The 24149-nt window shown below is 54.0% G+C and carries 16 protein-coding genes; 9 read left to right on the top strand and 7 right to left on the bottom strand.

Annotated elements, in window-relative coordinates; genetic code table 11:
• Positions 1-4: 4 nt before the first annotated feature.
• Positions 5-1348, bottom strand: a complete 1344-nt coding sequence (locus EKL29_RS09205; RefSeq protein WP_126689449.1) for an FAD-binding oxidoreductase — start codon at positions 1346-1348, stop codon at positions 5-7.
• Positions 1349-1580: 232 nt separating this feature from the next.
• On the opposite strand from EKL29_RS09205, the gene EKL29_RS09200 reads away from it, so the two are divergent.
• Together EKL29_RS09200 and EKL29_RS09195 are read left to right on the top strand one after the other, a co-directional pair.
• Complete coding sequence (locus EKL29_RS09200; protein WP_120456757.1) at positions 1581-2330, top strand: IclR family transcriptional regulator; 750 nt, start codon at positions 1581-1583, stop codon at positions 2328-2330.
• Between the two features lie 260 nt (positions 2331-2590).
• Complete coding sequence (locus tag EKL29_RS09195) at positions 2591-3952, top strand: MFS transporter (RefSeq protein WP_158618929.1); 1362 nt, start codon at positions 2591-2593, stop codon at positions 3950-3952.
• Positions 3953-4217: 265 nt separating this feature from the next.
• Here EKL29_RS09195 and EKL29_RS09190 read toward each other — a convergent pair whose 3' ends face one another.
• Positions 4218-5300 (bottom strand): glycosyltransferase family 9 protein, encoded by a 1083-nt coding sequence (locus EKL29_RS09190; RefSeq protein WP_126689447.1) that lies wholly within the window; start codon positions 5298-5300, stop codon positions 4218-4220.
• An 842-nt stretch (positions 5301-6142) separates the two neighbouring features.
• Between EKL29_RS09190 and EKL29_RS09185 the strand changes: the two genes are divergently transcribed.
• Positions 6143-7498: a hypothetical protein gene (locus EKL29_RS09185; protein WP_311778996.1), complete on the top strand. Its 1356-nt coding sequence runs from the start codon at positions 6143-6145 to the stop codon at positions 7496-7498.
• Positions 7499-8248: 750 nt separating this feature from the next.
• Positions 8249-9451, top strand: a complete 1203-nt coding sequence (locus EKL29_RS09180) for an amino acid permease (protein ID WP_126689476.1) — start codon at positions 8249-8251, stop codon at positions 9449-9451.
• A 133-nt stretch (positions 9452-9584) separates the two neighbouring features.
• Here the strand turns inward: EKL29_RS09180 and EKL29_RS09175 are convergent, their stop codons facing one another.
• The 5 genes from EKL29_RS09175 to EKL29_RS09160 all read right to left on the bottom strand — a co-directional run bounded on the left by EKL29_RS09175 (position 9585) and on the right by EKL29_RS09160 (position 14973).
• Positions 9585-10601 (bottom strand): LacI family DNA-binding transcriptional regulator, encoded by a 1017-nt coding sequence (locus tag EKL29_RS09175; RefSeq protein ID WP_126689446.1) that lies wholly within the window; start codon positions 10599-10601, stop codon positions 9585-9587.
• A gap of 71 nt (positions 10602-10672) precedes the next feature.
• Positions 10673-12172 (bottom strand): PTS transporter subunit EIIC, encoded by a 1500-nt coding sequence (locus EKL29_RS09170; RefSeq protein WP_126689445.1) that lies wholly within the window; start codon positions 12170-12172, stop codon positions 10673-10675.
• 490 nt (positions 12173-12662) lie between these two features.
• Positions 12663-12791, bottom strand: coding sequence for an Rpn family recombination-promoting nuclease/putative transposase (locus EKL29_RS23260; protein WP_148104575.1), 129 nt, complete (start codon positions 12789-12791; stop codon positions 12663-12665).
• 100 nt (positions 12792-12891) lie between these two features.
• Positions 12892-13779: a siderophore-interacting protein gene (locus tag EKL29_RS09165; RefSeq protein ID WP_126689444.1), complete on the bottom strand. Its 888-nt coding sequence runs from the start codon at positions 13777-13779 to the stop codon at positions 12892-12894.
• Positions 13780-13794: 15 nt separating this feature from the next.
• On the bottom strand, positions 13795-14973 hold the full coding sequence (locus tag EKL29_RS09160; protein ID WP_126689443.1) for an MFS transporter: 1179 nt from the start codon (positions 14971-14973) through the stop codon (positions 13795-13797).
• Positions 14974-15137: 164 nt separating this feature from the next.
• Here EKL29_RS09160 and EKL29_RS09155 point away from each other — a divergent pair, with 164 nt between their 5' ends.
• From EKL29_RS09155 to EKL29_RS09135, 5 genes are read left to right on the top strand one after another with little or no spacing between them, the layout of a single operon-like run.
• The gene (locus EKL29_RS09155) at positions 15138-16880 is read left to right on the top strand and encodes an IucA/IucC family siderophore biosynthesis protein (protein ID WP_126689442.1); all 1743 of its coding nucleotides are present in this window, start codon (positions 15138-15140) and stop codon (positions 16878-16880) included.
• Positions 16880-17827, top strand: a complete 948-nt coding sequence (locus EKL29_RS09150) for a GNAT family N-acetyltransferase (RefSeq protein ID WP_126689441.1) — start codon at positions 16880-16882, stop codon at positions 17825-17827. Before EKL29_RS09155 ends, EKL29_RS09150 begins: the two co-directional genes overlap by 1 nt.
• Positions 17824-19551: an IucA/IucC family siderophore biosynthesis protein gene (gene iucC, locus EKL29_RS09145; RefSeq protein ID WP_120456778.1), complete on the top strand. Its 1728-nt coding sequence runs from the start codon at positions 17824-17826 to the stop codon at positions 19549-19551. Before EKL29_RS09150 ends, iucC begins: the two co-directional genes overlap by 4 nt.
• Positions 19548-20873, top strand: coding sequence for a lysine N(6)-hydroxylase/L-ornithine N(5)-oxygenase family protein (locus EKL29_RS09140; protein ID WP_120456780.1), 1326 nt, complete (start codon positions 19548-19550; stop codon positions 20871-20873). Before iucC ends, EKL29_RS09140 begins: the two co-directional genes overlap by 4 nt.
• A gap of 22 nt (positions 20874-20895) precedes the next feature.
• A complete protein-coding gene (locus EKL29_RS09135; RefSeq protein ID WP_126689440.1) occupies positions 20896-23085 on the top strand; it encodes a TonB-dependent siderophore receptor in 2190 nt (729 codons plus the stop codon).
• The last annotated feature ends 1064 nt before the right edge of the window (positions 23086-24149 follow it).

Genomic DNA, 24149 nt, shown 5'->3' with positions numbered 1-24149 from the left:
CCCCTCAGTTCTTTTGTGAGTGTGCAGACTTGTCTATCCGGTCACGTAGCTGGTAATAGCTGCCCAGCAACGGCATAAACCAGGTGTTACCGGTGTAAAGCGGATGGCCAGGCAAAGGCGAGACGCCATATGGGCTGCTGTGCAACGGCGTTTGCTCGATAAGGTGACGCGCCAGCCTGTGGCCGAGCCAGCTCATCATGGTGACGCCGCTGCCGTTGCAGCCTGTGGCATAAAAGCAGCCCTGCGGTGTTTGTCCGATATGCGGCAGATAGTCGAGCGTCACCGCCACTTTGCCGCCCCAGCTGTGGCTGATTTTGATGTCGCGCAGCTGAGGAAAGCGCTGCGTCAGATGCTGATAGAGTACGCGAGCCGACTGCCGCCGGTTGAGGGGGTAAAAGCGCGCGCGGCCGCCAAACAGTAGTCGCGTGCCATCGGGCGAATACCGGAAATAGTGCGTGACCCGCTGCGTTTCAGCGACCCCGCGCTGCTCGGGGATCAGGCTCTTACGCAACGCGTCGGGTAACGGTTCGGTGGCAATTTGATGGCTGGTGACTGGCACAACGCGCGCGTGCAGATGCGCCATCTCTGGTCCGGTATAGCCATTGGTGGCGATGATGACGTGGCGGGCTCTGACGCTGCCACGGCCGGAAATTACACGGTAATGTGCATCCTGCTTTTCAATCTGACTTACCGCTGAACCGCTGCACACCGTTACACCCGCGTTACGGACCGCAGCAAGCAAGCCGGCATAATAGCGTGCGGGATTAAGCAGGCCGGCGCGCTGGATCAGGATACCGCCATGATAGGCCGGACTGTCGAGTTCGGCGCGAAGCTCTTCGCGTGACAGCAGACGCGCGTTAACCTGGCTGACCTCATTGAGCAGCGGCAGCCGCTTTTTCCAGCTTTCCAGATGTTCAGGGATCCAGGCAGCAGCGAGGCGTCCGGTCTGACGATAATCACAGACGATATGATGTTGCTCAATCAGCTGCTCAAGAAAGCGGTAACCTTCCGCAGCCTCCCGCAGCATGTCACGCTGGTGCTGGTCGCTGCGCTGCCGGATGCCTTTTTTCGACGCCATGGTCTTCCCGACATTGATCCCACCGGTCACCTGACCGCCGCTCAACGTGCTGGCGCCGCTGCCGGGCAGCCCGGCCTCGAGCACGACAACCTGTTTGCCATGTTGCGCCAGCTCAAGGGCGCAACACAGGCCTGCATAACCCGCGCCCACGATCGCATATTCCACTTCGCGCGGAACGGGAAGCGGCGCATCGTCATGCGGTTTCCATTGTGACCACCAGTAGGGTTGCTCCTGAAAATCTTCGCTAAAAATTGACTCGGTTCCCCGCATCGCTTTGCCTCGCACAGGTCGTTAAACACACTCGCTATCGTTCCACAATAAGGAATGGCATTCCATTTTTATAACCTGGCACGATTTAAACCTGGCTGCAAGGGCAAAATTTAAGCAAAAGGGGCACGTTGTCATGGCATCCAGGGGAAAGGCGAGGCAGGGTAAAGCAGGCTGTGCCATATTACGGCACTGCTATCGATGACATTAAAAATAAAAAACGGACGGTTTATTTATGCAAAGTCTGATTAAGAGTTTGAAAGTGCTGGAGATGGTAGCGGAGAAGCAACCCGTCAGCGTTGGAGAACTGGCAAAGATGATGTCAATGCCGAAAACGACGGTGCAACGCATTCTCTGGACCTTTCATGAGGCAGGCTGGCTACGTCTGATTGAAGGCGATATGCCACGCTGGGCGATTAGCCCGCGCGTGCTCAGCGTGCGGCCTGATGAACTGACTGGCGGTGGCCTGGCGTCTGCTATACAAGAGCCAATGGCTGAACTGCGCAATGCCACTCAGGAAACCGTTTATGTGTCGGTCTATGATGGCAGCAGCGCGGTAGTAGTTATTGACCGGCTGGAAAGCCCCCATCCGGTGCGCGCGGTCAGCCCTGTCGGCGATATCGCCCCTATTCATTCAACTGCCAATGGCATGGCGATCCTGGCCTTTCTGCCCGAGTTGCAGATTGAAAAGATCATCAATGGCGAACTTAACTCTTTTAATCCGTCGACCATTACCCAGCCTGAACAGTTACGTGATGAGCTAAACCGGGTGCGCGAACGAGGATATTCCATTAACCGGGGTTACTATCGCGCTGGCATATTTGCAGTAGGGGCCCCTGTTTTCGACGCTATGCATCAGCCGGTCGCCAGCATTTGTATTTCCATGCCGGATTCCCGCTATCGCGAAGACAAAATCGCTGAATGGGGGGCGCTGACGATGCAGGCTGCCCAATCAATTGGCCTGCAAAAAAACGCCAGAAGCTAACACGATGATGTTCTGGCAATTACATTGCCAGAACAAGTCCAACAGCTGTCATTGACCCCCTTCTCCTTCGATCTGCCCTCATCCTCGCGCTTGCGTGTCGCCTTGTGATCCATATTGAAATCCTCTCGCTATTGCATTGACGGCTATTTCTCGCTCATCTAACGTGAATAACGGAATGGCATACCGCAATGTGGAATGAGCAATCATTCTGACTCACGTTCAATTGACCGTGCAGTTTGACGGTGAAGATGGAGTTAACCATGAGCACGTCCGCCACGCTTCCTGAGGTGACAACCGAAATGCAACGCAAAACGTTGATTGGTGCTGTCGCTGGCAATCTGGTCGAGTTTCTCGACTTTGCCGTTTATGGCCTGCTCGCCCCAGTCATTTCCCGGATTTTTTTCCCGCAGGATGCGCCGCTGTCTGCGCTGCTTTCTGTGCTGCTGCTTTACGCCTCAAGCTTTTTAGTCAGGCCGATTGGAGGCATTGTGCTGGGGCTGGCAGGCGACCGCTGGGGCAGACGTTTTGTCCTGATGGTGACCATCACCGGTATGAGCGTCGTGACCGGGCTGACGGCTCTCCTTCCCACATGGTCGCAAGCGGGTACAACGGCGACGGTGCTGTTAGTGATTTGCCGTCTGATTCAGGGCTTTTTTGCCGGCGGAGAATACGCGACGGCAACAGACTATATTGTTGAAAACAGTAATCAGAAACGTCGTGCATTCCGCGCCTCGTTTTCTCCGATTGGCGCCTATATCGGTACAGCCATCGCCATAGGGCTCTACACACTGCTGTCTTCGTGGATTACTGCGGCTCAAATGGAGGAATGGGGCTGGCGCGTACTGTTTGCTGTCGGGTTCCCGCTGGGGCTGGTGGGTCTGATCATTCGCCGCAAGCTTGACGAAAGCCCGGAATTCCGTGCCGTTGAGCGCGCACGCCAGGAGAAACAAATTACGCCCCCGACGGTGACGCAGGTTATCCGCTCGCAGTGGAAAAACATGCTGGTCTTCATGTCTATCCTGATGAGTCATACACTGCCGAACTATCTGATTTTGGGGTTCTTCTCAACCTATCTTACAACGTTTGTCGGTCTGACCAGGCCTGACGCTGCCAGGGCCGTGCTGGTTTCCCAGTTTGTTCTGATTTTCAGTACCCTTCTGCATGGTTATCTGAGCGATGTCATTGGACGTAAACTCTGGCTAATGTTGGGCTGCGCGCTGCTCATTCCGGCAATGTTCTTTGCCTTTACCTGGGCTGAGCACGGCACGCTGAGTAGCGCGATTATCGCGGCGGTGGTGCCGGTCATGATTTTTCCTATGGTGACGAGCGGTATGACCATCAGCCTGGTCGATATGTTTCCGGCTGAGATGCGAGCCTCTGCTGGGGCTATGGCTTACAACATGGGGACAGCGCTTTTTGGCGGCACAGCGCCGCTTATCGGCGCAGCGCTGATTAGCTGGTCAGGCAGCGCATTTACGCTGGTCTATTATATTGCTGCGGTAGCGATTGCCTCGTTTATATCAATAGGATTATTTTTCCACTATCCACGCCAGCGAGTCTGTGATCCCTACTCCGCGACGGCAGCAGCCGTGACGCCAGCAGCAAATCGCGTCAGAAGATAACCAAAGCGCATCCTGTACAGGGATAAAAAACGGGCAGTTCATCGCCGCCCGTTTTTCTTTGTCACTTCCCTGAGATAAGGATCGCTGGCGGTACCCGCATGTGGGCACCATAAAATAATAAATAACATACCTGCTTAATGCCGCTGCGTGACAGCGAAGCCGGCTGCGCCGGTTTGGATTTCAGCCGGGAAAATTTTATGGGAATACCTACTACAGCACCTGCGCGCTTCAAATGCAGAGCGCACAGATGCTGAACATAAGATCTTCACCTTATATTATGCGTTTCCAGGCTCGCTCTGACGGCCTCAAATACCATTTCAGGACGAATACGCTGCATCGGATGTTCGTCATTGCTTTCTGGCGGCTGGTGGATAATCCGATGAAGCTCAGCATCTTGAAAAGGACCCGAATACAGTGGATTTGCTGTGCCAAATAAGCTGACGGTTTTAACCCGGGCGGCAACAGCGATATGCATAGGGCCAGTGTCGCCGGTGACCAAAACATCAAGGCTCATAATCAGGGTTGTCAGGTCATCAAGCTGCGTTTTACCTGCATACCTTCTGATACAACTACGTCTTTCAGGAGGCACAGCGTTGTAAAATTCTTCTTCAAGATTTTGTTCAGACTTTGCGCCGGTTATGACAACTTCTATATCTGGATAGTATTCAAACAAGGCTACAGCCAGCTGGTTAAAGCAAGCCACCGGCCATCGGCGTTCATCCCTCGAAGCCCCTAACTGAAAACCCACTCTTAATGGTCTGGGCTTTGCTGCTGGCTTTGTATACGTCTTTGGCAAATGCATAGTGCTTAAAGTTGAATCGGCACCCAGAACACGGATAAGCTCAAGCTTCCTGGCAATAGTATGTCCGGTAAATTCTCCAGAGCATGCGTGTAGATAGTGATTAAGATCCACAGGATCATATCTGTAATTATCCCGCAAAATAATTTTACAGCCTGAGACTAACGCAGCCAGTACATCATAAGGATAATGTGAATGAAGAATGACGCACAAATCAGGTTTTAAACGGCGCATTCCCCTGATTAAAGGAAGAACATGCTTTATCTTGTTATCCCATTCGATAATATTATCGAACCAGTCATACTTATTAACAAGAGACATGTTTTTTCCGCTACTCACTAGCGTAAATGATGCATCAGGGAATCTTTTTTTGAGGGAATATATTGCAGGCGTGTTCATAAGAAAATCACCAAGTGCAGTAGTGGAAAACACAACTACAGAACGAGGCATGATACTATCCAGACCCTCTGTCTCAGGCTTTGGCCTGTTAGTAAGGTACACATACCCTTTCAAAAATAAACCAACAAGTTTTCTCTTAAAAGGTTTCATTTAGACACCTGTCGAATTTATAAAGTTATTTTGTGAATTTTGCCATACTTCTCAAGTTTTTGCATAGCAAATCAAAGAGAACCCAAAGAGGAAAAAGGTTATACAGAACTCTTTATTTTTATAAAGTTACCTTATGATGTTCAAAGGTTAAAAATACCACATCTATTATAACAGAAAGACCATAAACGGTTTATAAACATCATTAATTAACCATTAAGTTATGCAGGAAGACAGCTTAATAGTCATGTCTGGATAGCAACAAAAGCAAGGCGCGCCCATAGTGTTGCAGTTTTTCTCTCCCCTCTAAATGCAGTTTACCCTCCTGAAAAAAATGAAAGCTCTTTATCAGGCAAAGACTGGATTAGCTAATTCATTAACGCCAGAGTAAGTGTAAGTAGAGAACGCCATAATGATCCCAGTCCAGGTTTTAAAGCCTGCTGACATGCTGAGCCTGAGAAGAACACCCTGCCGCACAGTTTATTACTACCAGGTTCCAGCAGATAAATTGCGTCTGAAACTTTTTTACCGAGCGCAAAAGGGAGGCTTACGTCTATAATTCCATTTCCGTTTTTATTCCATCTGCTTCCCTGATATTTTTAGCTTTATTATTCCTTCCTTCGTTTAAACTTCCTGTTGATTCAGATTTATTCGATTTATCAATAAAGCGCCACATGCTGCTGCGCATGAAGTTGCGATAGCGCCTCCGGTGCATGGGTTATAACTGACGGTAGCCATAAGTTATCCGCCAGCAGTACGCCTTGGATTATTCTCAAATTTTGTTTATCTGTTTACCCTATATATTACCTGCTTTATTCTAGCCGTTATCTAACCATCAGGTAGTCATGTCCTTCCATTTTCATGGGGTAAATTTTTTGAAAGAGTCACGAATGATTGATGTCTGGCAAGGCAACAGGCGGACTATTTCCTGGTTAAAGCGGAGTAAGTTATACCCATTAAGCCATTATCAGCGGCTGTTTATTCTGGTGACATTTATCAATCTTTTGTGGCTTGATTATGCTCTGATGACCGGACGCTGGTGGCAGCCTCAACAGTTAAATTTGGCCGCAATGGCGAATATGGCGCTGGGTAATTTATTAATTACCGTGCTTATTCGTCAGCAATATCTGATTAATCTGCTGTTCCGCCTTGTCTGGAAAACCCCGCGAAACTGGCCATTAAAGGTGCGTCGACATCTGGCCAAGGTCTATCACTTTGGCGGGATACATTCAGGTTGTGCATTATTTGCCACTTTATGGACGCTGGGATTTACGGCCGGCGTTTGCTGGAACTATATGCATCATTTGCCGGGCGTTTCACTGCAACTGGTGATGCTTAATCTTATGCTGGGGCTGCTGCTGGCCTTGATCTGCCTGATGGCCCTGCCGGCGGTGCGCGCGCGTTATCATAATCAGTTTGAACACGTTCATCGCTACGTTGGCTGGCTGGCACTGTTTCTCTCATGGGCTCAGGTAAGCTGTTTTGCCCGTGACACGCACCATTCAGTGTACATGCTACCCGCCTTCTGGGGGCTGCTGACCATTACTGTCAGTGTGCTGGTGCCCTGGCTTCATCTGCGCCGGGTACCGGTGACCTTCACCCGCCCGTCGGAGCATGCGGTGCTGCTGCATTTCAACTTGCCACGCGATCCCTTTACCGGCTCGTCGTTTACCATTAGTCGTCATCCGCTGAGTGAATGGCATGCGTTTGCTAACATCCCGGTGCTGCAGGGGCGCGGCTGCCGGATGCTGGTTTCACGGGCGGGTGACTGGACCAGCGAGTTTATTGATAATCCGCCAGGCCATGTCTGGTTTCGCGGCATTCCCACGCCTGGCGTTGGCAGTGTGCATCAGCTCTTTCACTCAGTGGTGTTTGTCGCTACGGGCAGCGGTATTGGCCCTCTGCTACCCCACCTGGTGGCTAACCGGCCGCGCCGCAGTCTGATCTGGTCAACGCGTAATCCCCGTCTTACCTACGGCGATGCTTTTGTTGACGAGGTGCTGACCGTGGTGCCGGATATCATTATCTGGGACACCGATGCGAAGGGTAAACCGGATCTGCTGGAGCTTGCCTGGCAGGAAGCAGAACGCATAGAGGCGGAAGCGGTAGTGTGCATTGCAAACCGTGGGCTTACTGATTACGTGGTGGAAGGGTGTGAGGCTCGTGGCCGCGGGGCGTACGGTGCTATCTGGGACTCATAAAGCGTAAAGCTGATAGCCATTTTCGCCTTAAAAAACATGCCGGAACCGAACGGTTAAATAAATGATCGGTTGAATCGTCCGGCAGTTATATAAAAAAGCCCCAGCATTTTTTGATGGGGCTTTTTTTATGCTGTAGGGTGCGGATAAGCATTACCTTTTAAATTTAAAATTACATGGCCATGCTTTTGCCTGACCCTTAATATAAAAGCGCACTTAAAATATCTCTGTAAGCACCAGCAATAGTAACATCCCCGACGTAGCAATATTTTTTTGGTGTGGCGACGTATTTAATTCGTTACCCAGACCCAGATAATTAATGATATGAAACAGCAAAAACAACTGCCGTAAGCGAAATATTTTTTTGCTTCGTGAAAATATCAGCATGGTAAGAACATTTTGCAGCATCTGTCCCGGCAGGCATCCAGCGCCCAGCCGCCCTGACCAGTGTTTGACGCTGGCAAGATGAGCATAACAATGCAGCATCCTTCAGCCAGTCTGGTCACACTTCTACGAAATGATTTGGCCTGTGCGGTATTTTAACGGACAATTCGACGCCTTCTGATAAGCGTCTGGCCCGCCCCATTTCAGGTGTTTTTATGCGCTAGTGCGTCGATTTAGTTAAAGAAGAAGCAATAACGTAGCGTAATTGTTTTAACATTCAATAGATATAGTGCAGAAATGAATACTCAAGTAAAAAATAAAAACGTAGCCGCGAGCAGAACAGCATGGTCGATTAAAGATACGATTTGGATGATGGGGGTATACGGTACGACAGTAGGTGCGGGTACGCTTTTTCTGCCAGTAGAAGTGGGCACGCGGGGAGCTGTCGTGTTGTTAATGATGTTTTTACTGGCTTTACCGCTGTCTCTGGTACCGCATCTACTGATCTGTCGCATCTTTATGCGTGATAAGCAGGCAGACAATGCCTCCCTTCCTCTCTTCGGTAAGTTTTTCGGTCCGAAAGGCCGTCAGGGCATTAAGCTCTTTTTCTGCGTAGCCCACTTCCCCGTCACGCTTGTTTACGCTGTTTCACTGGTTAACGCGCTGGACAACTATTTTACCGTCCATCTGCACTTCGCCGAAGTCAGCCGCGCGCTGTTGTCATTCATCGTCGTCGCGTGCTTGTTTATTGTGTTAAGCAAAGGGCGTGACCGTGTTGTAAGCACGATGAGCACGCTGGCTATACCCTTTGCGCTCTCTCTCTTGCTGATTGCTGTGATGCAGATCCCTTCCTGGCATCTTTCAAACCTGACGTCGTCAATACAGGAAATCACGGGTGCGTCTTCCGGTATCTCACTTAAAGCGCTCTGGTTGACGCTGCCGTTGATCACCTTCTCCTTTTGTTCTGCGCCGATGATGTCGCCTTTATCCTCTTATTATCTGGAAAAAGGAAACGGCGGCGAGGAGAAAGCCGTCAGCGTGATTCGTCTGGCTTATTGCGCCATTTTTTCCAGCGTTATCTTTTTCGTCCTGAGCTGCGTGCTGAGCATGCCGCATGACGTGTTTGTGAATGCCCGAGCACAAAACCTGAATGTACTTTCCGTTATGGAAGGGAGCGGGGGGGCTGGCCTGTTATTTTTGATTGCGCCCTTTATCGCCATGGTGGCGATGACAAAATCCTTTCTTGGGGTCTGCCTGCCGGTTGCGGAAACCTTCTCAACGCTCATCGGCGATGCTGTTGGCGTAAAAGATGACGCGGGCCGTAAGCGGGCAAAAGCCATGGCGTTCGCAATCTTGTTTGCGGTGTCGTTTGCGGTCGCATACTGGAACCCTGATGTAATGGCGCTGATTGAAACGGTATGCGGGCCTCTGATTGCTATCTTTGTGTTCGCTATCCCTTCTTACATTGTCTATACCAGAAAGGAGCTGCATGCGCTGAGAGGCGGGATGGCAATCACCGTTATTATCGGTGGCCTGCTCACCATGTCCGCGCTGCTCTACAGCATGCTGTAAATAAAATACCCCAGGGAATCTGGGGTAAAGCTCTGACGAGGGCCGCTGAGCCCACCTCTTTTCTTCTGTTCCGCAATCCTCCTGGCATGAACGGCCAGCAACGTTTATGTCATCTTTCCGGCGTACACAACCACTACGCCGACTCCCTGACGACAAGCTCCCCGCTCAGCATAATGCGCTGCGTCGGCAACGCGGGCTCCCTGATCTGACTCATCATCAGCTCTGCTGCCTGCCGCCCGGTTTCCTCGCTGGCGGATGACACGCAGGTCAAGGACGGCGAGGTAAGGTTGACGTGCAGCATATCTTCAAAGCCGATCAGCGCCACTTGCTGCGTCAGAAACAGATCCTTACCCAGCGTGCGCCCGACCTGATGAATCCCGTTAATGGCGCCAATCAGCGCCGTCGGCGAATGACAAAGCAGCGCGGTCAGGGTGTGGTTTTTTTCCAGCAGATGGCGAGTGACCTGGCTTGCCGCCCAGGTATCTTCGCTGCACGCGGGCGCCGAGTCCTCTTTTTGCACAATGCCGTTTTGCTGCAGGCTGGCGCGAAATCCCTGCAGTCGCTGCATGCGAAGCAGACAGTCGGCCTGCCCACCGATGTAACCGATATTACGGTGTCCGCGTTCCAGCAGATAGCGTGTCGCCAGCGCGGCGGCCTGTCGGTTGTCGCGCATGACCAGATTACAGGCCTCATTAATCAATATCTGAGAGACGACAACCAATGGCAACGGGCACTGGCGAAGCTGTTCCGGCAGCGTGGCGTGCTTAGTGTCAGAGGTCAGATAAATAATGCCCGCCACGCCCTGCTGTTTGAATGAGAGAAGACAACGCTCGAGGCTGGCCCCGTTATCCTGGGGCTGGCCAAGAAACACCATAAATCCGTGTTTTTCTAATTCCTTTACCACGCTTGCCATCACTTTGATGGCATAGCTGTCGCTAAAATCGCAGAGGATCAGACCTATCAGGTTTGAAGTGCTGGCGCGCAGATTAGCCGCCGCTACGTTATGCACATAGCCCAGCTGCTCAATAGCTGCCTGCACCTTTGCAATGGTCGCGTCGGAGATCTTGCCTTTCTGCCGCAACACCAGTGAGACGGTAGAGACGGATACGCCAGCCTCTTTGGCAACATCAATGATGCTGACTTTTTTCAAACCTGCTCCTGAAGGAATCATCCTGCCTTGAAATAGCGTCTCCAGCCGGAGCCGGAGACATGAGTCACCTGTTATTTTGCCAGCATGGTCTGCATGGTTTGCGCGATAAACTGCGCGCGGGCGCCAAAAATCACCTGTATTCCCGTATCGCCGATAAAGACCACGCCGCGTGCGCCAACGCCGTTAAGGCCATCTTTATCCACCAGCTCGCTTTTCACTACGTCAAGACGCAACCGGGTGATGCAGGATCCCACAGTATTGATATTTTGTGCCCCGCCAAGCAAGCCAATGATTTCGGTTGCGACCTCGTTATCCGATTTATCGTTCACACTGGCCGTGACCAGCGTGCGGCCTGGGGTTTTAATATCCAGACGGCGGATGACATAGCGGAAGGTAAAGTAGTAAATCAGTCCCATCGGCACGCCGATGATCACGGCGTTCAGGTAGTTAGTCTGATATCCGTTAAAGGACGGCAGGATGCCAAACGACAGATAATCAATAAAGCCGGCGGAGAAGGATTTAGCGATATGCGCATGCATCAGATACATCATCATGTAGGCTAGGCCCGCCATGATGGCGTTAAAGACGTAGAGCACCGGCGCCACAAAGATAAAGGTAAACTCAACGGGCTCCGTGATCCCGGTCAAAAAGCAGGTCAGCGCGGCGGAAAACAGGATCCCGGCCGCGATCTTCTTATTGGCGGTATGCGCTTCGTGATACATGGCAAGGCAGGCGGCAGGCAGAGCAAACAGCATCAACGGGAATTCGCCCTGCATAAACTTACCGGCGTTCTGGTACGAGTCGCTGCTAAAGGATTTCACGCCCTCTTCCAGCATCTTAAACCAGATGGTCTGATCGCCATGGATCACCAGCCCGGCATGGGTGGTGTAGTCGCCAAACGAGTACCAGAAAGAGGGATACCAGATATGATGCAGTCCGAGCGGAATAAGCGCGCGCTCTACCAGACCGAAAATAAAGGTGGATGCCGCCTGGTTGTTGCCGTTTACCATCACAGAGAGCGCATCAATGCCCGACTGGATATGCTGCCAGACATAAGGCAGCAGCAGCCCCATTAAAAAGGATAAACAGGCCGTCGCGATGGCGACAAAGCGTTTGCCGGAGAAGAAACCGAGGAACTCAGGCAGCTGCAAAGTATGGAAGCGGTTATAACACCAGGCGGCGAGCACGCCGCAAATCAGGCCGCCGAACACCCCCATTTGCAGCGTGGGGATCCCCACCACCATCGCATATTTGCCCCCCTGCGACGCCATCTCCGGGGTAATGCCCATCACCGTGCCGATCGTAATATTGGTCACAAAGACCGACACCGCAGCCGACAGCGCCGCGATTCCCGACTCCGAAGCCAGCCCGACCGCGGAACCGATAGCGAACAGCATCGGTAAATTATCGAAGATGACGCCCCCGGCATTCATCATCAGCGGCAAATGAAATTTGTCGCCGAAAGCCAGTAACAGGCCAGCCGCAGGCAGCAGCGAGATAGGCAACATCAAGGCGCGCCCTATCATCGACAATTTTGATAACGATTTAATTAATCCTGAGAACAGACTCATGCTGTTTTTCCCCGATTCAAGGCCCTGGAAGACACTTTTTAAGTGCTGTTGGAGTAGGTAGAACGTTCTACTAAAACGTTCTACTCATCATTCGATGAGCCGATGAAACAGGCAACTTAATTTTTGCCATTGCTCAGATGATTTACTGATAGTTTGAAGTGGATCGTAAAAGCGGGCCTGTATACGTCTGTCAGATGTTCTGCCAGCGTCGGAACAGGTGCAGGATCGATAAGTGCGCGCCGCATGATTTACGTCGCACCGTTGCTTCAATAGCGGGAATAACGGGAGCGGGCTGATAACTGTTCGGGCCGCCGGGGCGGTGCCAGCGTCGCTACAGCGCAAACGTCAGGCTGATACGGTGAGGGAGGCCTGCAATAAACCGACTGTTTGACTCACCCGCTGCGTCAGGCCCCTGCGGCAGAGGTTTCCCCTGCCTGAAGCATAGAGTGCAAGTGATCCTCTACGAAGCTGCCGGACGCCAGCCTCCGCGTCAGCAGGTCGCCTGTCGCCAGAAGCGCGAGCGGCAGATGCAGAGCCATAAATCGCGCGCGGCCTGCGGGTGCGAGAGGAACGGCTTGAAAACCGCCTCATGCGGCGTTGACGTGCTATTGTTCTGCATTGCGGCACCTGAGCATTTTCCCTGGGCCCTGTGATATTACAGGGGCCTCAGCCGCAACAAACGCGATAAAACTCAGGCACCTTGCTTTATCAGCCTGACATTAGCTTTTACTCCAGTAGGCCATAAAGCTGACGTTCTCACTGGCAACCTTGCGCTCACCCACCAGATAGCGCCGGATATGTTTTACGGCTGATGACTCCGCAGCCACCCAGCCATAAAAACGATTATTTTCGCTCGCCGCGCCATGCCATAAGATCGTCTGTTCGTCCTCATACGTCTTGTTCGGGTAAGTCGTGAGCGCGTAGTCAGGAAGAGATACGTACGCCTTAACCGCCGCCAGCAGCGCCGCGCCGTGAGGCGCCCCGGTTCTGTCGCGCGGCAGCCAGAATACCTCCGCAAACGCATATTCACGCCAGTCGACGCGATCCTCTGAGCGTGGCACCTCCTGAAAAATCTGAAGCGCAGGCGGCGATGCCATTTTCGCCACCTGTCTGAGGATCCCCTTCACCGCTGGCAGCGCTGTCTCATCGGCAACCACCAGCGCGCGCTCGACTGCGGAATGCGGTTTCCATTCATATCCGCCGCTGTCACCGCTGTGCTGCTGGTTGGGGGCGATCATCTGCAAAGCATCGCCTGGCATGGCGCGAATGACCCAGGCCGAAGCAGGCCCGTCGGTACCGTGAATAACAAACTCGACCTCTGCCTGGCATGGGTCTGCGTTGACGCGGCGAAGCGTATAAGTGCGCGGAACGGGCCTTTGCTCTGGCGGAAGGCGTTTAAGCTGTTCCCGCCAGGGCGACTGTGCCGTTAACGAGGGAGCGTCCCCCTTCTGCGACGGAAAGAGAATTTTGATACGTTGGTCGGGTCCGTCCATCTTCATCATCCTCACCTCTTCTCCCGTAAATACGCAGCGCACAAGGGAAGGCGAAAGCCATTTCTTTTGCTGCAGGGTGACGTTGAATAACCGGTAACCTGAAATGATGGACATATTTTTTCCTGACGCTTAGCGCGTGCTTTCAGCGCGTGCCGTTAATCCCAGCCAGCAGGTCATCATAAAGAACAGCATTGACGCTATCCATGCGCCCGCCAGCAGGTGGTTCTGCCCCGATAGCCATGTGATAAAGGGGATCAACAAGGCGCTCAGGCCATAGCCAAGCGTGTGGCTGGTGGCTATCAGGCCGGCCCCTTTGCCGAGGGAAAGTTTCTGGTTAAGCAGGAGCTGATAAGCAGGCGTAGCCATAGCGGCGCCGAAGGAGGTGACGGCAATCCCCGCATAAAGCGACATTAAATTGCCGATAACCATCATGCCCAGCCCTGTGCTCATCAATAGCGCCGCAGTGAAAAGAAGCGGCTGTAAGCCTAGCCGCTGCGGCCTTACGATCAGAAACTGCGCCAGCAGCGTACTGGCTGCAGCCAGGCTCAGTAGCCAGGCAATGTGACGACTGACCGCCGCCGGCGCGTCAATAATGCCCCGCAGGATAGGCGTCAGTCCGATCTGCATCAGGCTGATGCAGATGGCGAGCAGCGCGGCCAGCAGCAGACATGGCAGCAAACCTGAATGCAAACGCGCGGAGTGATGCGGAACAGCCGCCAGGGGTGGATCGCGATACTGGCCGCTAATAAGTATCAAGGCGAAGAGTGGCGCGACGGCCATCAGCCAAAGGGGGGCCATGGGGTAAACGCCAAGAGCAAGCGCGGCCAGAGGCGGCCCCAGCAATCTTCCACAGCTCAGGCCGGAGCTGATAACCGCCAGCGCAGCCATACGCTTATCCGTTCCCGCGCGCTGCATTGCCCAGGTTTGCGCGGCGGGGACCATACCCGAGACGGTCAGGCCATAAATCACGCGCGAAAGGATCAGGCCCGCAAGCCCTGCATAGATTCCCGCTTCTCTTTCGGCCATCAGCCATACCATCAATGCCATCACGCCAAAGCTCAGCAAATAGCCCGCCAGCGAAACCACCACGACAAACTTACAGCCCTTCACTTCAGAGACGCGCCCCCACCACGGAGAGGCGGGCAAAAACAACATCGAACCAAACATCAACAGGCCTGCCCAGGTCGAGAGCGTCAGGCCCGTCATATCAACCAGCTGGGGCAGCACGACCAGTAAGCCATTCTGACCAATCCCCAGTAAACCGGCACAGAAAGCCAGAGGCCAGCTCGATTTTCCTGACGCTTTCATATTAAGCAGTTTTGAGGTAACTGACGCATAAATGTAAAGACACCGTTAAAAACAGGGGTATACCTGACATGATATGTATGCAAATATTGCAAAATTAGTTGCCATTGTAAATGAAATAATTATTATAACGATAATCATTATCATTTATTCGGTGAGACTGACTAATGGATTCTCTTTCTCAGATGGCTGGCGTTGACGTGGCGGCGCAGTGTTTTCTTAATGCGCTTTTCCGGGAAACGGGTGACTGGAAGTATGTTCCAGACGCGCCGCCAGCGCAGAAACAGCATATTTACCTGCCGCTTTCGGCGTCGCACGCCCTGTGCCTGCCTCTGCGCTATTTTTCACCCACTCAGCACCATCACTATCAGTTTCCCGCCCTGTTCATCAGCCCGGCGTCGCCGGAGGGCAAAGCCGTCAGCTTTGAAACCCTGCTCTCCCTGATCCTGGCAAAGCCAGCTATTCGGGCCGAGCTGGACAGCGAGGTCATCGAACGGTTTCAACAGCGCGTCTCGCAAAGCCATGCGAACACCTGGCAGGCGATCGCTCTGCGACATCGCTGGCCTGCGTTACGACAAAGGCCGCTCTCATTTGCTGAAGCGGAACAGGCGCTTCTGGTGGGCCACGCCTTCCACCCTGCCCCGAAATCGCACGAGCCCTTCGATGCGTCGGAAGCCCGCCGCTATCTGCCTGATTTCGGTTCAGACTTCCCGCTGCACTGGCTCTCCGTCGACTGCCAGTATGTTGCTGGCGAAAGCCTCGGCTTATCGCTGCGCGCCCGCTTATTGCGCTTTGCCGCACAGAGCGCGCCCGCGCTGCTGAGCCAGTTTACGGACACGCGCTGGCTGATCCCCATGCATCCCTGGCAGGCCCGACATCTGTTATCGCAGGGCTGGTGTCAGCAGCTGGTGACTAACGGCGCGGTGATCGATTTAGGGGAAGCCGGGAACGCCTGGCTGCCCACCAGCTCATCGCGTTCACTTTATTCCCCCTCCAGCAACGACATGATCAAATTCTCGCTTAGCGTGCGCCTGACCAATTCCGTGCGCACCCTGTCGGTGAAAGAGGTGAAACGCGGAATGCGTCTTGCCCGTCTGGCCCAGACGCCACGCTGGCAGGCGCTGCAGATGCAATATCCAGCGATGCGCGTTATGCAGGAGGATGGCTGGGCCGGGCTGCGCTCGGTCGATGGCGCGATTCAGGAGGAGAGCCTGATGGCGTTTCGCGTGAATCTCCTCTTCGATACCCCGGAAACGCAGACTAACGTGCTGGTCAGCCTGACGCAGGCTGCGCCTGACGGCGGAGAGAGCCTGCTGGCGGCGGCGGTCAGAAGGCTCAGCGTCCGGCTTGGGCTGACGTTAAGCCAGGCGGCGCAATGCTGGCTGACCGCCTACTGCGATCGTGTACTGCTGCCGCTGTTCGGCACAGAAGCGGATTACGGTCTGGTCCTGCTGGCGCATCAGCAAAACATCCTGGTGGAAATGCAGCAGGATTTGCCGGTTGGGCTGCTCTATCGCGACTGTCAGGGAAGCGGCTTCACTGAAAACGCTGGCGACTGGCTCACTCAAATTGACGAAGCCGATGCAGAAAATCGCTTCAGCCGCGAGCAGGTTCTGCGCTACTTCCCCTATTACCTGCTGGTTAACTCGACGCTGGCCGTCACCGCTGCGCTGGGCGCGGCGGGCTTTGAAACAGAGGCGCGTCTTATGTCGCTGGTGCGCGACAGGCTGGCGGAGTTGCGCAGCCGCGTCAGCGATACCCGCAGCCTCGATTACGTGCTCGATAACAGGCACTGGAACTGCAAAGGCAACTTCTTTTGTTATCTCCACGATCGCAATGAAAACACCCTTGCCGATCCGGCAGTGATCTACTTCGATTTCCAGAATCCGTTTTACAGGGAGAAGGCGTGATGCCAAAGGCGAGTATCGTTCATGGCGATCAGGGTTTCCGGTGCGCGCTTACCGGACAGACCTTGCCGCTACTGCTTGGACTGGATAATAGCGCCTCGCTGCAGTTCATAACGGCCCTCCCGGACGGCTGGCTTGCAGAGGCGATCGATCAGCTGCTGGTCGCCGCGCCGCACCTGAGCGGCATTCATCTCCCCTGGGCGCAGTGGCAGCATGAGCCTCAGGCGCAGAGGCTTTTCGATGCCGTCAACAGCGATTACTTTTCACGCGAGTCCTTCTGGCAGCTGCCGCTCTGGCGCTGCGGCGAGCAGCCGGTTGCCAGCGGGAAAATGCAGTTCGATGACGATCGTCAGCTCTGTTATCCGGTGCGTCCGGCAAGACCAGACGGTGAAATATATCGACGTTACGATCCGCAGATTAAACGGACGCTCAGCTTTCGCGTCGCTGACGTGGCGGAGGACGCCGCGCGCTTTACCCGCTGGATGAACACGCCGCGCGTCAACGCCTTCTGGGAAATGGCGGCGCCGCAGCCGGAGCTGGAAAATTACCTGCGCAAACAGCTCGACGCCTCTTACTGCTACCCCGTGATTGGCTGTTTCGACGATGAGCCGTTTGGCTATTTTGAAATTTACTGGGCGGCGGAAGATCGCATCGGCCGCCACTACCGCTGGCACCCTTACGATCGCGGCCTGCATATGCTGGTTGGCGAAGAGGCGTGGCGTGGCGCGCACTTTATCCGCAGCTGGCTTCGCGGGCTGACGCACTGTTTATTCCTCGACGAACCCCGTACGCAGCGCATCGTCGCTGAACCGCGTTACGACAATCAGCGTCTGTTTCGCCATCTGCCCGTTGCTGGTTACCACACCCTTAAAGAGTTCGATTTCCCACACAAGCGCTCCCGCCTGGTGATGAGCGAGCGTAGCCGGTTCTTCACGGAGGTGGGCTTATGATGTGGGAACGCGTTAATCGCGACATGATTGCCAAAATGCTCGCCGAGCTTGAGTACGAGCAGGCGTTGCGCGCGGTGGAAAAAAAAGCAGGACGCTGGGAAATCGCCGTTGGCGCGGCACGCTGGGAATTTACGGCCAGCCGCAGCATCTGGGGCTGGCTACACATCGATGCCGGTTCTCTACGCGGCGGGCAGATGGACGCTGACGCGCTGCTGCGTCTGCTGGCCGTCGTGCTGGAGATGAGCGATGCCCAGACGGCAGAGCATCTGGAAGATCTCTACGCCACGCTGCGCGGCGATTTACAGCTGCTGGAAGCGCGCCACTCCCTGAGCGCGGACGATCTGATTGATCGTGATCCGGATGAGCTGCAGTGCCTGCTCAGCGGGCATCCAAAGTTTATCTTCAACAAAGGCCGCCGCGGCTGGGGACTGGATGCCCTGCGCGCCTATGCGCCGGAGTATGGGAACCGGTTTCGCCTGCACTGGATAGCGGTTCGACGGGATAAATTTATCTGGCGCCACGATGAGGCGTGCGACATCCCTGCCTTGATCGCCAGTGCCATGAATGACGCGGAGTTAACGCGTTTTCATCAGCGCTGGCAGTCAGCCGGACTCGACGAAAACTGGATCGCAGTGCCCGTCCACCCCTGGCAGTGGCAGCAAAAAATCGCGATTCATTTTCTGCCTTATCTGGCACGCGGAGAGATGGTTGAGCTGGGTGCCTTCGGTGACCACTATCTGGCCCAGCAGTCGCTGCGCACGCTGACCAACGTTAGCCGACCGGCGCGGTTCGATATCAAACTGCCGCTGACAATCTACAACACCTCCTGCTATCGCGGCATCCCTGGAAAGTATATCGCCGCTGGGCCGCTGGCATCCGGCTGGTTAAAGACGCAGTTCGCTCAGGATAAAACGCTACGCGCGACGGGCGCCCAGATTCTGGCGGAGCCTGCCGCAGGCTATTTATCCCACGAAGGCTATGCCGCGCTACCTGAAGCGCCGTATCGCTACCAGGAGATGCTCGGCGTTATCTGGCGCGAAAACCCTTGCTGCTATCTGCAGCCGGGCGAGCAGGCCGTGCTGATGGCGGCGCTGATGGAAACGGATAACGCCGGCCGTCCGCTGATTGACGCCTGGATCAAACGCTCGGGTCTGGATGCGGCAAGCTGGCTTAGCCGGATGTTTGAAGCGGTCGTGATCCCCTTCTATCACCTGATGTGTCGCTACGGCGTGGCGCTTATTGCGCATGGTCAGAACGTCACGCTGGTGATGAAGGACGCTATACCGCAGCGCATTCTGCTCAAGGATTTTCAGGGCGATATGCGCCTCGTTGATAAAGATTTTCCGGAAGCGGCGTCGCTGCCCGCCGCCGTTAAGGATGTCACCGCGCGCCTCAGCGCCGACTATCTTATTCACGACCTGCAGACCGGACATTTTGTCACCGTGCTGCGCTTTATCTCTCGTCTTACGCTGCAGTCGGGCATCGACGAACCCCATTTCTACCGCCTGCTCGCCAGCACGGTTCAGCAGTACATGGCGCAACACCCGGAGATGGCCGAGCGCTTCGCTATGTTTGACCTGTTCAGGCCGCAGATCATCCGCGTCATCCTCAATCCGGTAAAGCTGACTTTCTCAGAGCATGACGGCGGCAGCCGAATGCTGCCTGACTATCTCACCGATCTTGATAACCCTCTCTATCTGGTCACCCAGGAGTCTGCAAAATGAAGGTATATGATTTCATTGGCATCGGCATCGGACCGTTCAACCTCAGCGTTGCCGCTCTGGCTGAAGGACTGGAAGGTTTTAGCTCGCTGTTTCTTGAGCGTAAGCCCCACTTCGCCTGGCATCCGGGCATGATGGTGCCAGACTGCGCGATGCAAACCAGCTTTCTCAAAGATCTGGTGAGCGCAGTTGAGCCGACGAACCGCTATAGCTTTGTTAACTATCTGGTACAGCGGAAAAAATTCTACCGCTTCTTGACCACTGAACAGCGTACGGTGTCCAGAGAGGAGTTTGCGGATTACCTTGCCTGGGTGGCGAAGCGTCTCAGCAATCTGGCATTTAACCAGCCGGTAACGCAAGTAAGCTTTAACGACGAAACCCGGCTGTTCACGGTCGAAACCGCCCACGACCGTTTTCAGGCGCGGCACATTTGCCTTGGCATTGGCAAACAGGCCAGTCTGCCAGCGTGCGTCACTGAACAGAGCGATCGCTGCTTCCACGCCAGCGAGATGATGCTGCGCAAGCCAGACCTGAGAAATAAGCGCGTCACTCTTGTCGGCGGAGGACAGAGCGGAGCCGATCTTTTCCTCAATATCTTCCGCGGCGAGTGGGGCCAGCCCGCCTCACTGAACTGGGTGTCGCGCCGCAACAACTACAACGCGCTGGATGAAGCCGCCTTTGCCAATGAGTATTTCACGCCGGAATATCTGGAAAGCTTCTCGACTCTGGACGAAAGCGCACGTCAGCAGATGTTGAACGAACAGAAGATGACGTCAGACGGCATTACCAGCGAGTCGCTTCTCGCCATCTATCGGGCGATGTATCACCGGTTTGAAGTGCTGCGCGAGCAGCCGTGGGCACGTCTGATGCCGTCACGTTCGGTCATCTCTCTTCAGCAGGAACAGGATGCGCAGCGGCTGGGGCTGCGTCATCACCTCGACAGCGGAGAAGAGGAGCTGATAACGGATGTGGTGATTTTTGCTACCGGCTACCGCGCTGTGCGCCCAGCCTTCCTGGCGCCAGTCGCGCACCGCCTGCCGCTGGACCGCGACGAAAATTTCCAGATCAACACTGATTTCACCCTTAACTGGGACGGGCCGGAAAGTAATTGCCTTTTTGCCGTCAATGCCGGGATGCAGCGCCTTGGCATTGCTGAACCCCAGCTCAGCCTGATGGCCTGGCGTGCCGCACGCATTCTCAATCGCGCGCACCCGGAAGCGCCCTTCGAGCTGACCACCACCCCTGGCGTGATCCACTGGCGTACACAGCAGCCGGAGCAGCACGAACAGGATCATCAACAATCCGTTAATTCATTTCAGTATTAAATTCATCGGAAAAAAATAACAAATGAAACAGCCGTATCTGTGGGTTTTAAATCCTTGTTTACTCGCAATGCTCTCTTCCAGCGCCTGGGCTGAAGAGCCAAAAGAAGAACAGATGGTCGTCTCCGCCAGCCGCACGCATCGCAGCGTGGCGGAGATGGCGCAAACCACCTGGATCATTGAGCAGGCTGAGATTGAGCAGCAGGTTCAGGGCGGTAAAGAGTTGAAGGAGGTGCTGGCGCAGCTTATTCCGGGCATGGACGTCAGCAGTCAGGGGCGAACGAACTACGGCATGAACATGCGCGGTCGCTCGATGATGGTGATGGTGGACGGCGTTCGCCTCAACTCATCGCGCAGCGACAGCCGCCAGCTGGACGCGATCGATCCCTTTAATATCGAACGTATTGAGGTGATCTCAGGCGCAACCTCGCTCTACGGCGGCGGCAGTACCGGCGGCTTGATTAATATCGTCACTAAAAAAGGCCAGGCGGGAACGGAAGCGGAGCTGCAAACCGGGTTTAAGAGCGGGTTCAACAGCCATAACGATCGTGATGAAAATATTGCCGCTGCCGTGAGCGGCGGCGACGACAAGGCTGCGGGCCGCCTGTCGGTTGCCTATCAGCGCTATGGCGGCTGGTATGATGGCAAAGGCAATGAGGCGATCATCGATAATACCCAGACCGGGCTGCAGTACTCCGATCGCCTGGATATTATGGGCACCGGCACGCTCAATATTGATGAGAACCAGCAGCTGCAGCTGACCACGCAGTACTTCAAGAGCGAATCAGACGGCAAACACGGGCTTTATCTGGGCGAGAACTTCTCGGCCGTAACCGGCTCCGGCAACGCCCGCAACTCTGGCAGTCTCGACTCTGACCGTCTGCCTGGAACCGAGCGCCATCTGATTAACCTGCAGTATTCCAATACCGATTTTATGGGTCAGGATCTGGTGGCACAGGTTTACTATCGTGACGAAAACCTGAGCTTCTACCCCTTCCCTACCCTTAGCCGCAATCGCGTCACCAGTATCGGCGCCTCGCAGCAAAAAACCGATTTTTACGGCGGCAAACTGACCATTAACAGTAAACCGGTCGACTCTCTGTCGCTGACTTACGGTGTCGACGTCGATCATGAAACCTTTGACGCTAACCAGCAATTCTTTGACCTGAACACGGCTGCGCAAAGCGGCGGGATGACGCTGAAAAATGCCTATAATGTCGGGCGCTATCCGGGCTACAGCATTACCAACCTCGCGCCATTCCTGCAGTCCAGCTACGACATCGATGCCATCACGCTAAGCGGCGGCGTTCGCTATCAGTATACGAAAAACAAGGTAGACGACTTTGTTGGCTATGCGCAGCAGCAGGCGATCGCCACCGGCCAGGCGAGATCGGCGGATGCGGTTCCGGGCGGTTCAACTGACTACAATAATCTGCTGTTCAATGCCGGCATTCTGGGACGCCTGACCGAGCGCCAGCAGGTATGGTTTAACTTCTCGCAGGGCTTTGAAATCCCGGATCTGGCAAAATATTACGGCTCAGGCACCTACCGGTTGGCTAACGGCCATTACAACCTCACCAACAGCGTTAACGTGAACGATTCCAGACTGGATGGGATTAAAGTTGATTCTTATGAGCTAGGCTGGCGCTTTACCGGGGATAACCTGCGCACCCAGCTCGCGGCCTATTATTCGCTCTCAGATAAAACCATCAGTATCAATAAAACCGACATGACCATTAATCTGGATGACGACAAGCGTCGCATTTATGGCGTTGAGGGACAGGTTGATTATTTCTTTGACGACAGCGAATGGAGCACCGGCTCTAACTTCAATATCATCAAATCGGAAACGCGCGTAGAGGGTAAATGGGAGAAGCTGACAATAGACAGCGCCAGCCCATCTAAAGTCAGCGCCTGGCTGAACTGGGCGCCGGGCGACTGGAATCTGCGCGTCCAGAGCACGCAAACCTTTGATCTCACCGACGCTGATGGGAAAAAAATCGATGGCTATAACACCGTTGATTTCCTGGGAAGCTACGCTCTGCCGGTCGGAAAACTCAGCTTCAGCGTAGAGAACCTGCTGGATAAGGATTACACCACGGTATGGGGTCAGCGAGCGCCGGGGCTTTACAGCCCGACCTATGGCGATGCAGGCCTTTATACCTATAAGGGCCGTGGCCGAACCTTTGGTCTCAATTATTCTGTGGTGTTCTGATTTCAGGCTGGCATCTGTTCTGCCAGCGCTTTTGTGAGGGCATTTCTGCGCGTAATCCTTCGCCTGGTGTAACGGGTAAGGGGATTACGCGTTGTCTCTGGCAATCTGACCCAGCGTGGCATGCTGGCCATCAGATGAATTATCTGCCGCACAGGGGCCGCTATAACTGAAGCGTTAAAGTTAATTTTGCCGCCAGCAACGCTTATGGTATCAGGCGCCGCCGCGTAAGAAGGTAGCGCCCCGCCCAAAGGGAAACAAAGCCCTGTTCAGAAAATATCGACTGGTAGATTATCAAAAAGGCATATTTTATCCCGGCTGCGGCCCTGCGGCTTTATAGAGTGTGGACATACCCTGAATTTCCTTCATTTTGTTTGCCATGGCGAAAATTCAGACAAGCACGCTTACCGCTTTCTTTATGGCAAGATATGTGAGCGCCTGAAAAATAATGATGCGGCTAACTATAACAACGCCGAATGCCAAAGTTACTTCAAAGAAGTATACCGTCTTCAGGAAGAGCTGGAGTGTGTTATTTTAATCTACTATTAATCCCATAAGATGGCGTTCGGTTATTTTCCCGACGCAAACCTGTGCCGTCAGTTCTTTACCGCAAAATGCCTCTCTTTCCCACCCTCTTGCTGAAACGCCTTGTTAACGGCTAAAAGTTGATGCCCGCGCGTAAATTTCCTTCGGGCGAAACAGCCAATATCTAAACATCAAAAAGTTACAAAATGATCACTATCCTCATCCGCCGCGTTACGCTTTAGCGTCTCGTTTAGGGTGGGATCGATTACTACCCAGGTTCGCCTGTTTGAAATAATAACAATCCCGTTGGCTGAAAATCAGTAATTGCCACTCTCTTTCTTCTTGTCTTAGCGATCTCACGCTTAGAAATAACTGTTAGTTAAAAAAGGTATTTGTCACGCTTTATCTTGATGGTTTCATATCATTCATCCTGTCAGGCAATCCTTTCCCGCTAATAAGCGGTTAAAGCCGTTGATTTTCTGGCTCCCCACCGCCCGGCAAACGCCCTTAATTTAAAGTTGATCGCTTAGCGAAAAAGAGTG

This window comes from Pantoea sp. YU22 (assembly GCF_003970755.1).
In the GTDB taxonomy this organism is placed as follows: domain Bacteria; phylum Pseudomonadota; class Gammaproteobacteria; order Enterobacterales; family Enterobacteriaceae; genus Pantoea; species Pantoea piersonii.
Note: the sequence above shows the minus strand (reverse complement) of the source record. Positions and strands in the feature narration are given on the sequence as shown.

Bases quoted from the DNA above. Each gene is read 5' to 3' on its own strand.
- EKL29_RS09205 (WP_126689449.1), bottom strand. From the start codon at position 1,348: ATGCGGGGAACCGAGTCAATTTTTAGCGAAGATTTTCAGGAGCAACCC.
- EKL29_RS09200 (WP_120456757.1), top strand. From the start codon at position 1,581: ATGCAAAGTCTGATTAAGAGTTTGAAAGTGCTGGAGATGGTAGCGGAG.
- EKL29_RS09195 (WP_158618929.1), top strand. From the start codon at position 2,591: ATGAGCACGTCCGCCACGCTTCCTGAGGTGACAACCGAAATGCAACGC.
- EKL29_RS09190 (WP_126689447.1), bottom strand. From the start codon at position 5,300: ATGAAACCTTTTAAGAGAAAACTTGTTGGTTTATTTTTGAAAGGGTAT.
- EKL29_RS09185 (WP_311778996.1), top strand. From the start codon at position 6,143: ATGTCCTTCCATTTTCATGGGGTAAATTTTTTGAAAGAGTCACGAATG.
- EKL29_RS09180 (WP_126689476.1), top strand. From the start codon at position 8,249: ATGATGGGGGTATACGGTACGACAGTAGGTGCGGGTACGCTTTTTCTG.
- EKL29_RS09170 (WP_126689445.1), bottom strand. From the start codon at position 12,172: ATGAGTCTGTTCTCAGGATTAATTAAATCGTTATCAAAATTGTCGATG.
- EKL29_RS23260 (WP_148104575.1), bottom strand. From the start codon at position 12,791: ATGCAGAACAATAGCACGTCAACGCCGCATGAGGCGGTTTTCAAGCCG.
- EKL29_RS09165 (WP_126689444.1), bottom strand. From the start codon at position 13,779: ATGTCCATCATTTCAGGTTACCGGTTATTCAACGTCACCCTGCAGCAA.
- EKL29_RS09160 (WP_126689443.1), bottom strand. From the start codon at position 14,973: ATGAAAGCGTCAGGAAAATCGAGCTGGCCTCTGGCTTTCTGTGCCGGT.
- EKL29_RS09155 (WP_126689442.1), top strand. From the start codon at position 15,138: ATGGATTCTCTTTCTCAGATGGCTGGCGTTGACGTGGCGGCGCAGTGT.
- EKL29_RS09150 (WP_126689441.1), top strand. From the start codon at position 16,880: ATGCCAAAGGCGAGTATCGTTCATGGCGATCAGGGTTTCCGGTGCGCG.
- iucC (WP_120456778.1), top strand. From the start codon at position 17,824: ATGATGTGGGAACGCGTTAATCGCGACATGATTGCCAAAATGCTCGCC.
- EKL29_RS09140 (WP_120456780.1), top strand. From the start codon at position 19,548: ATGAAGGTATATGATTTCATTGGCATCGGCATCGGACCGTTCAACCTC.
- EKL29_RS09135 (WP_126689440.1), top strand. From the start codon at position 20,896: ATGAAACAGCCGTATCTGTGGGTTTTAAATCCTTGTTTACTCGCAATG.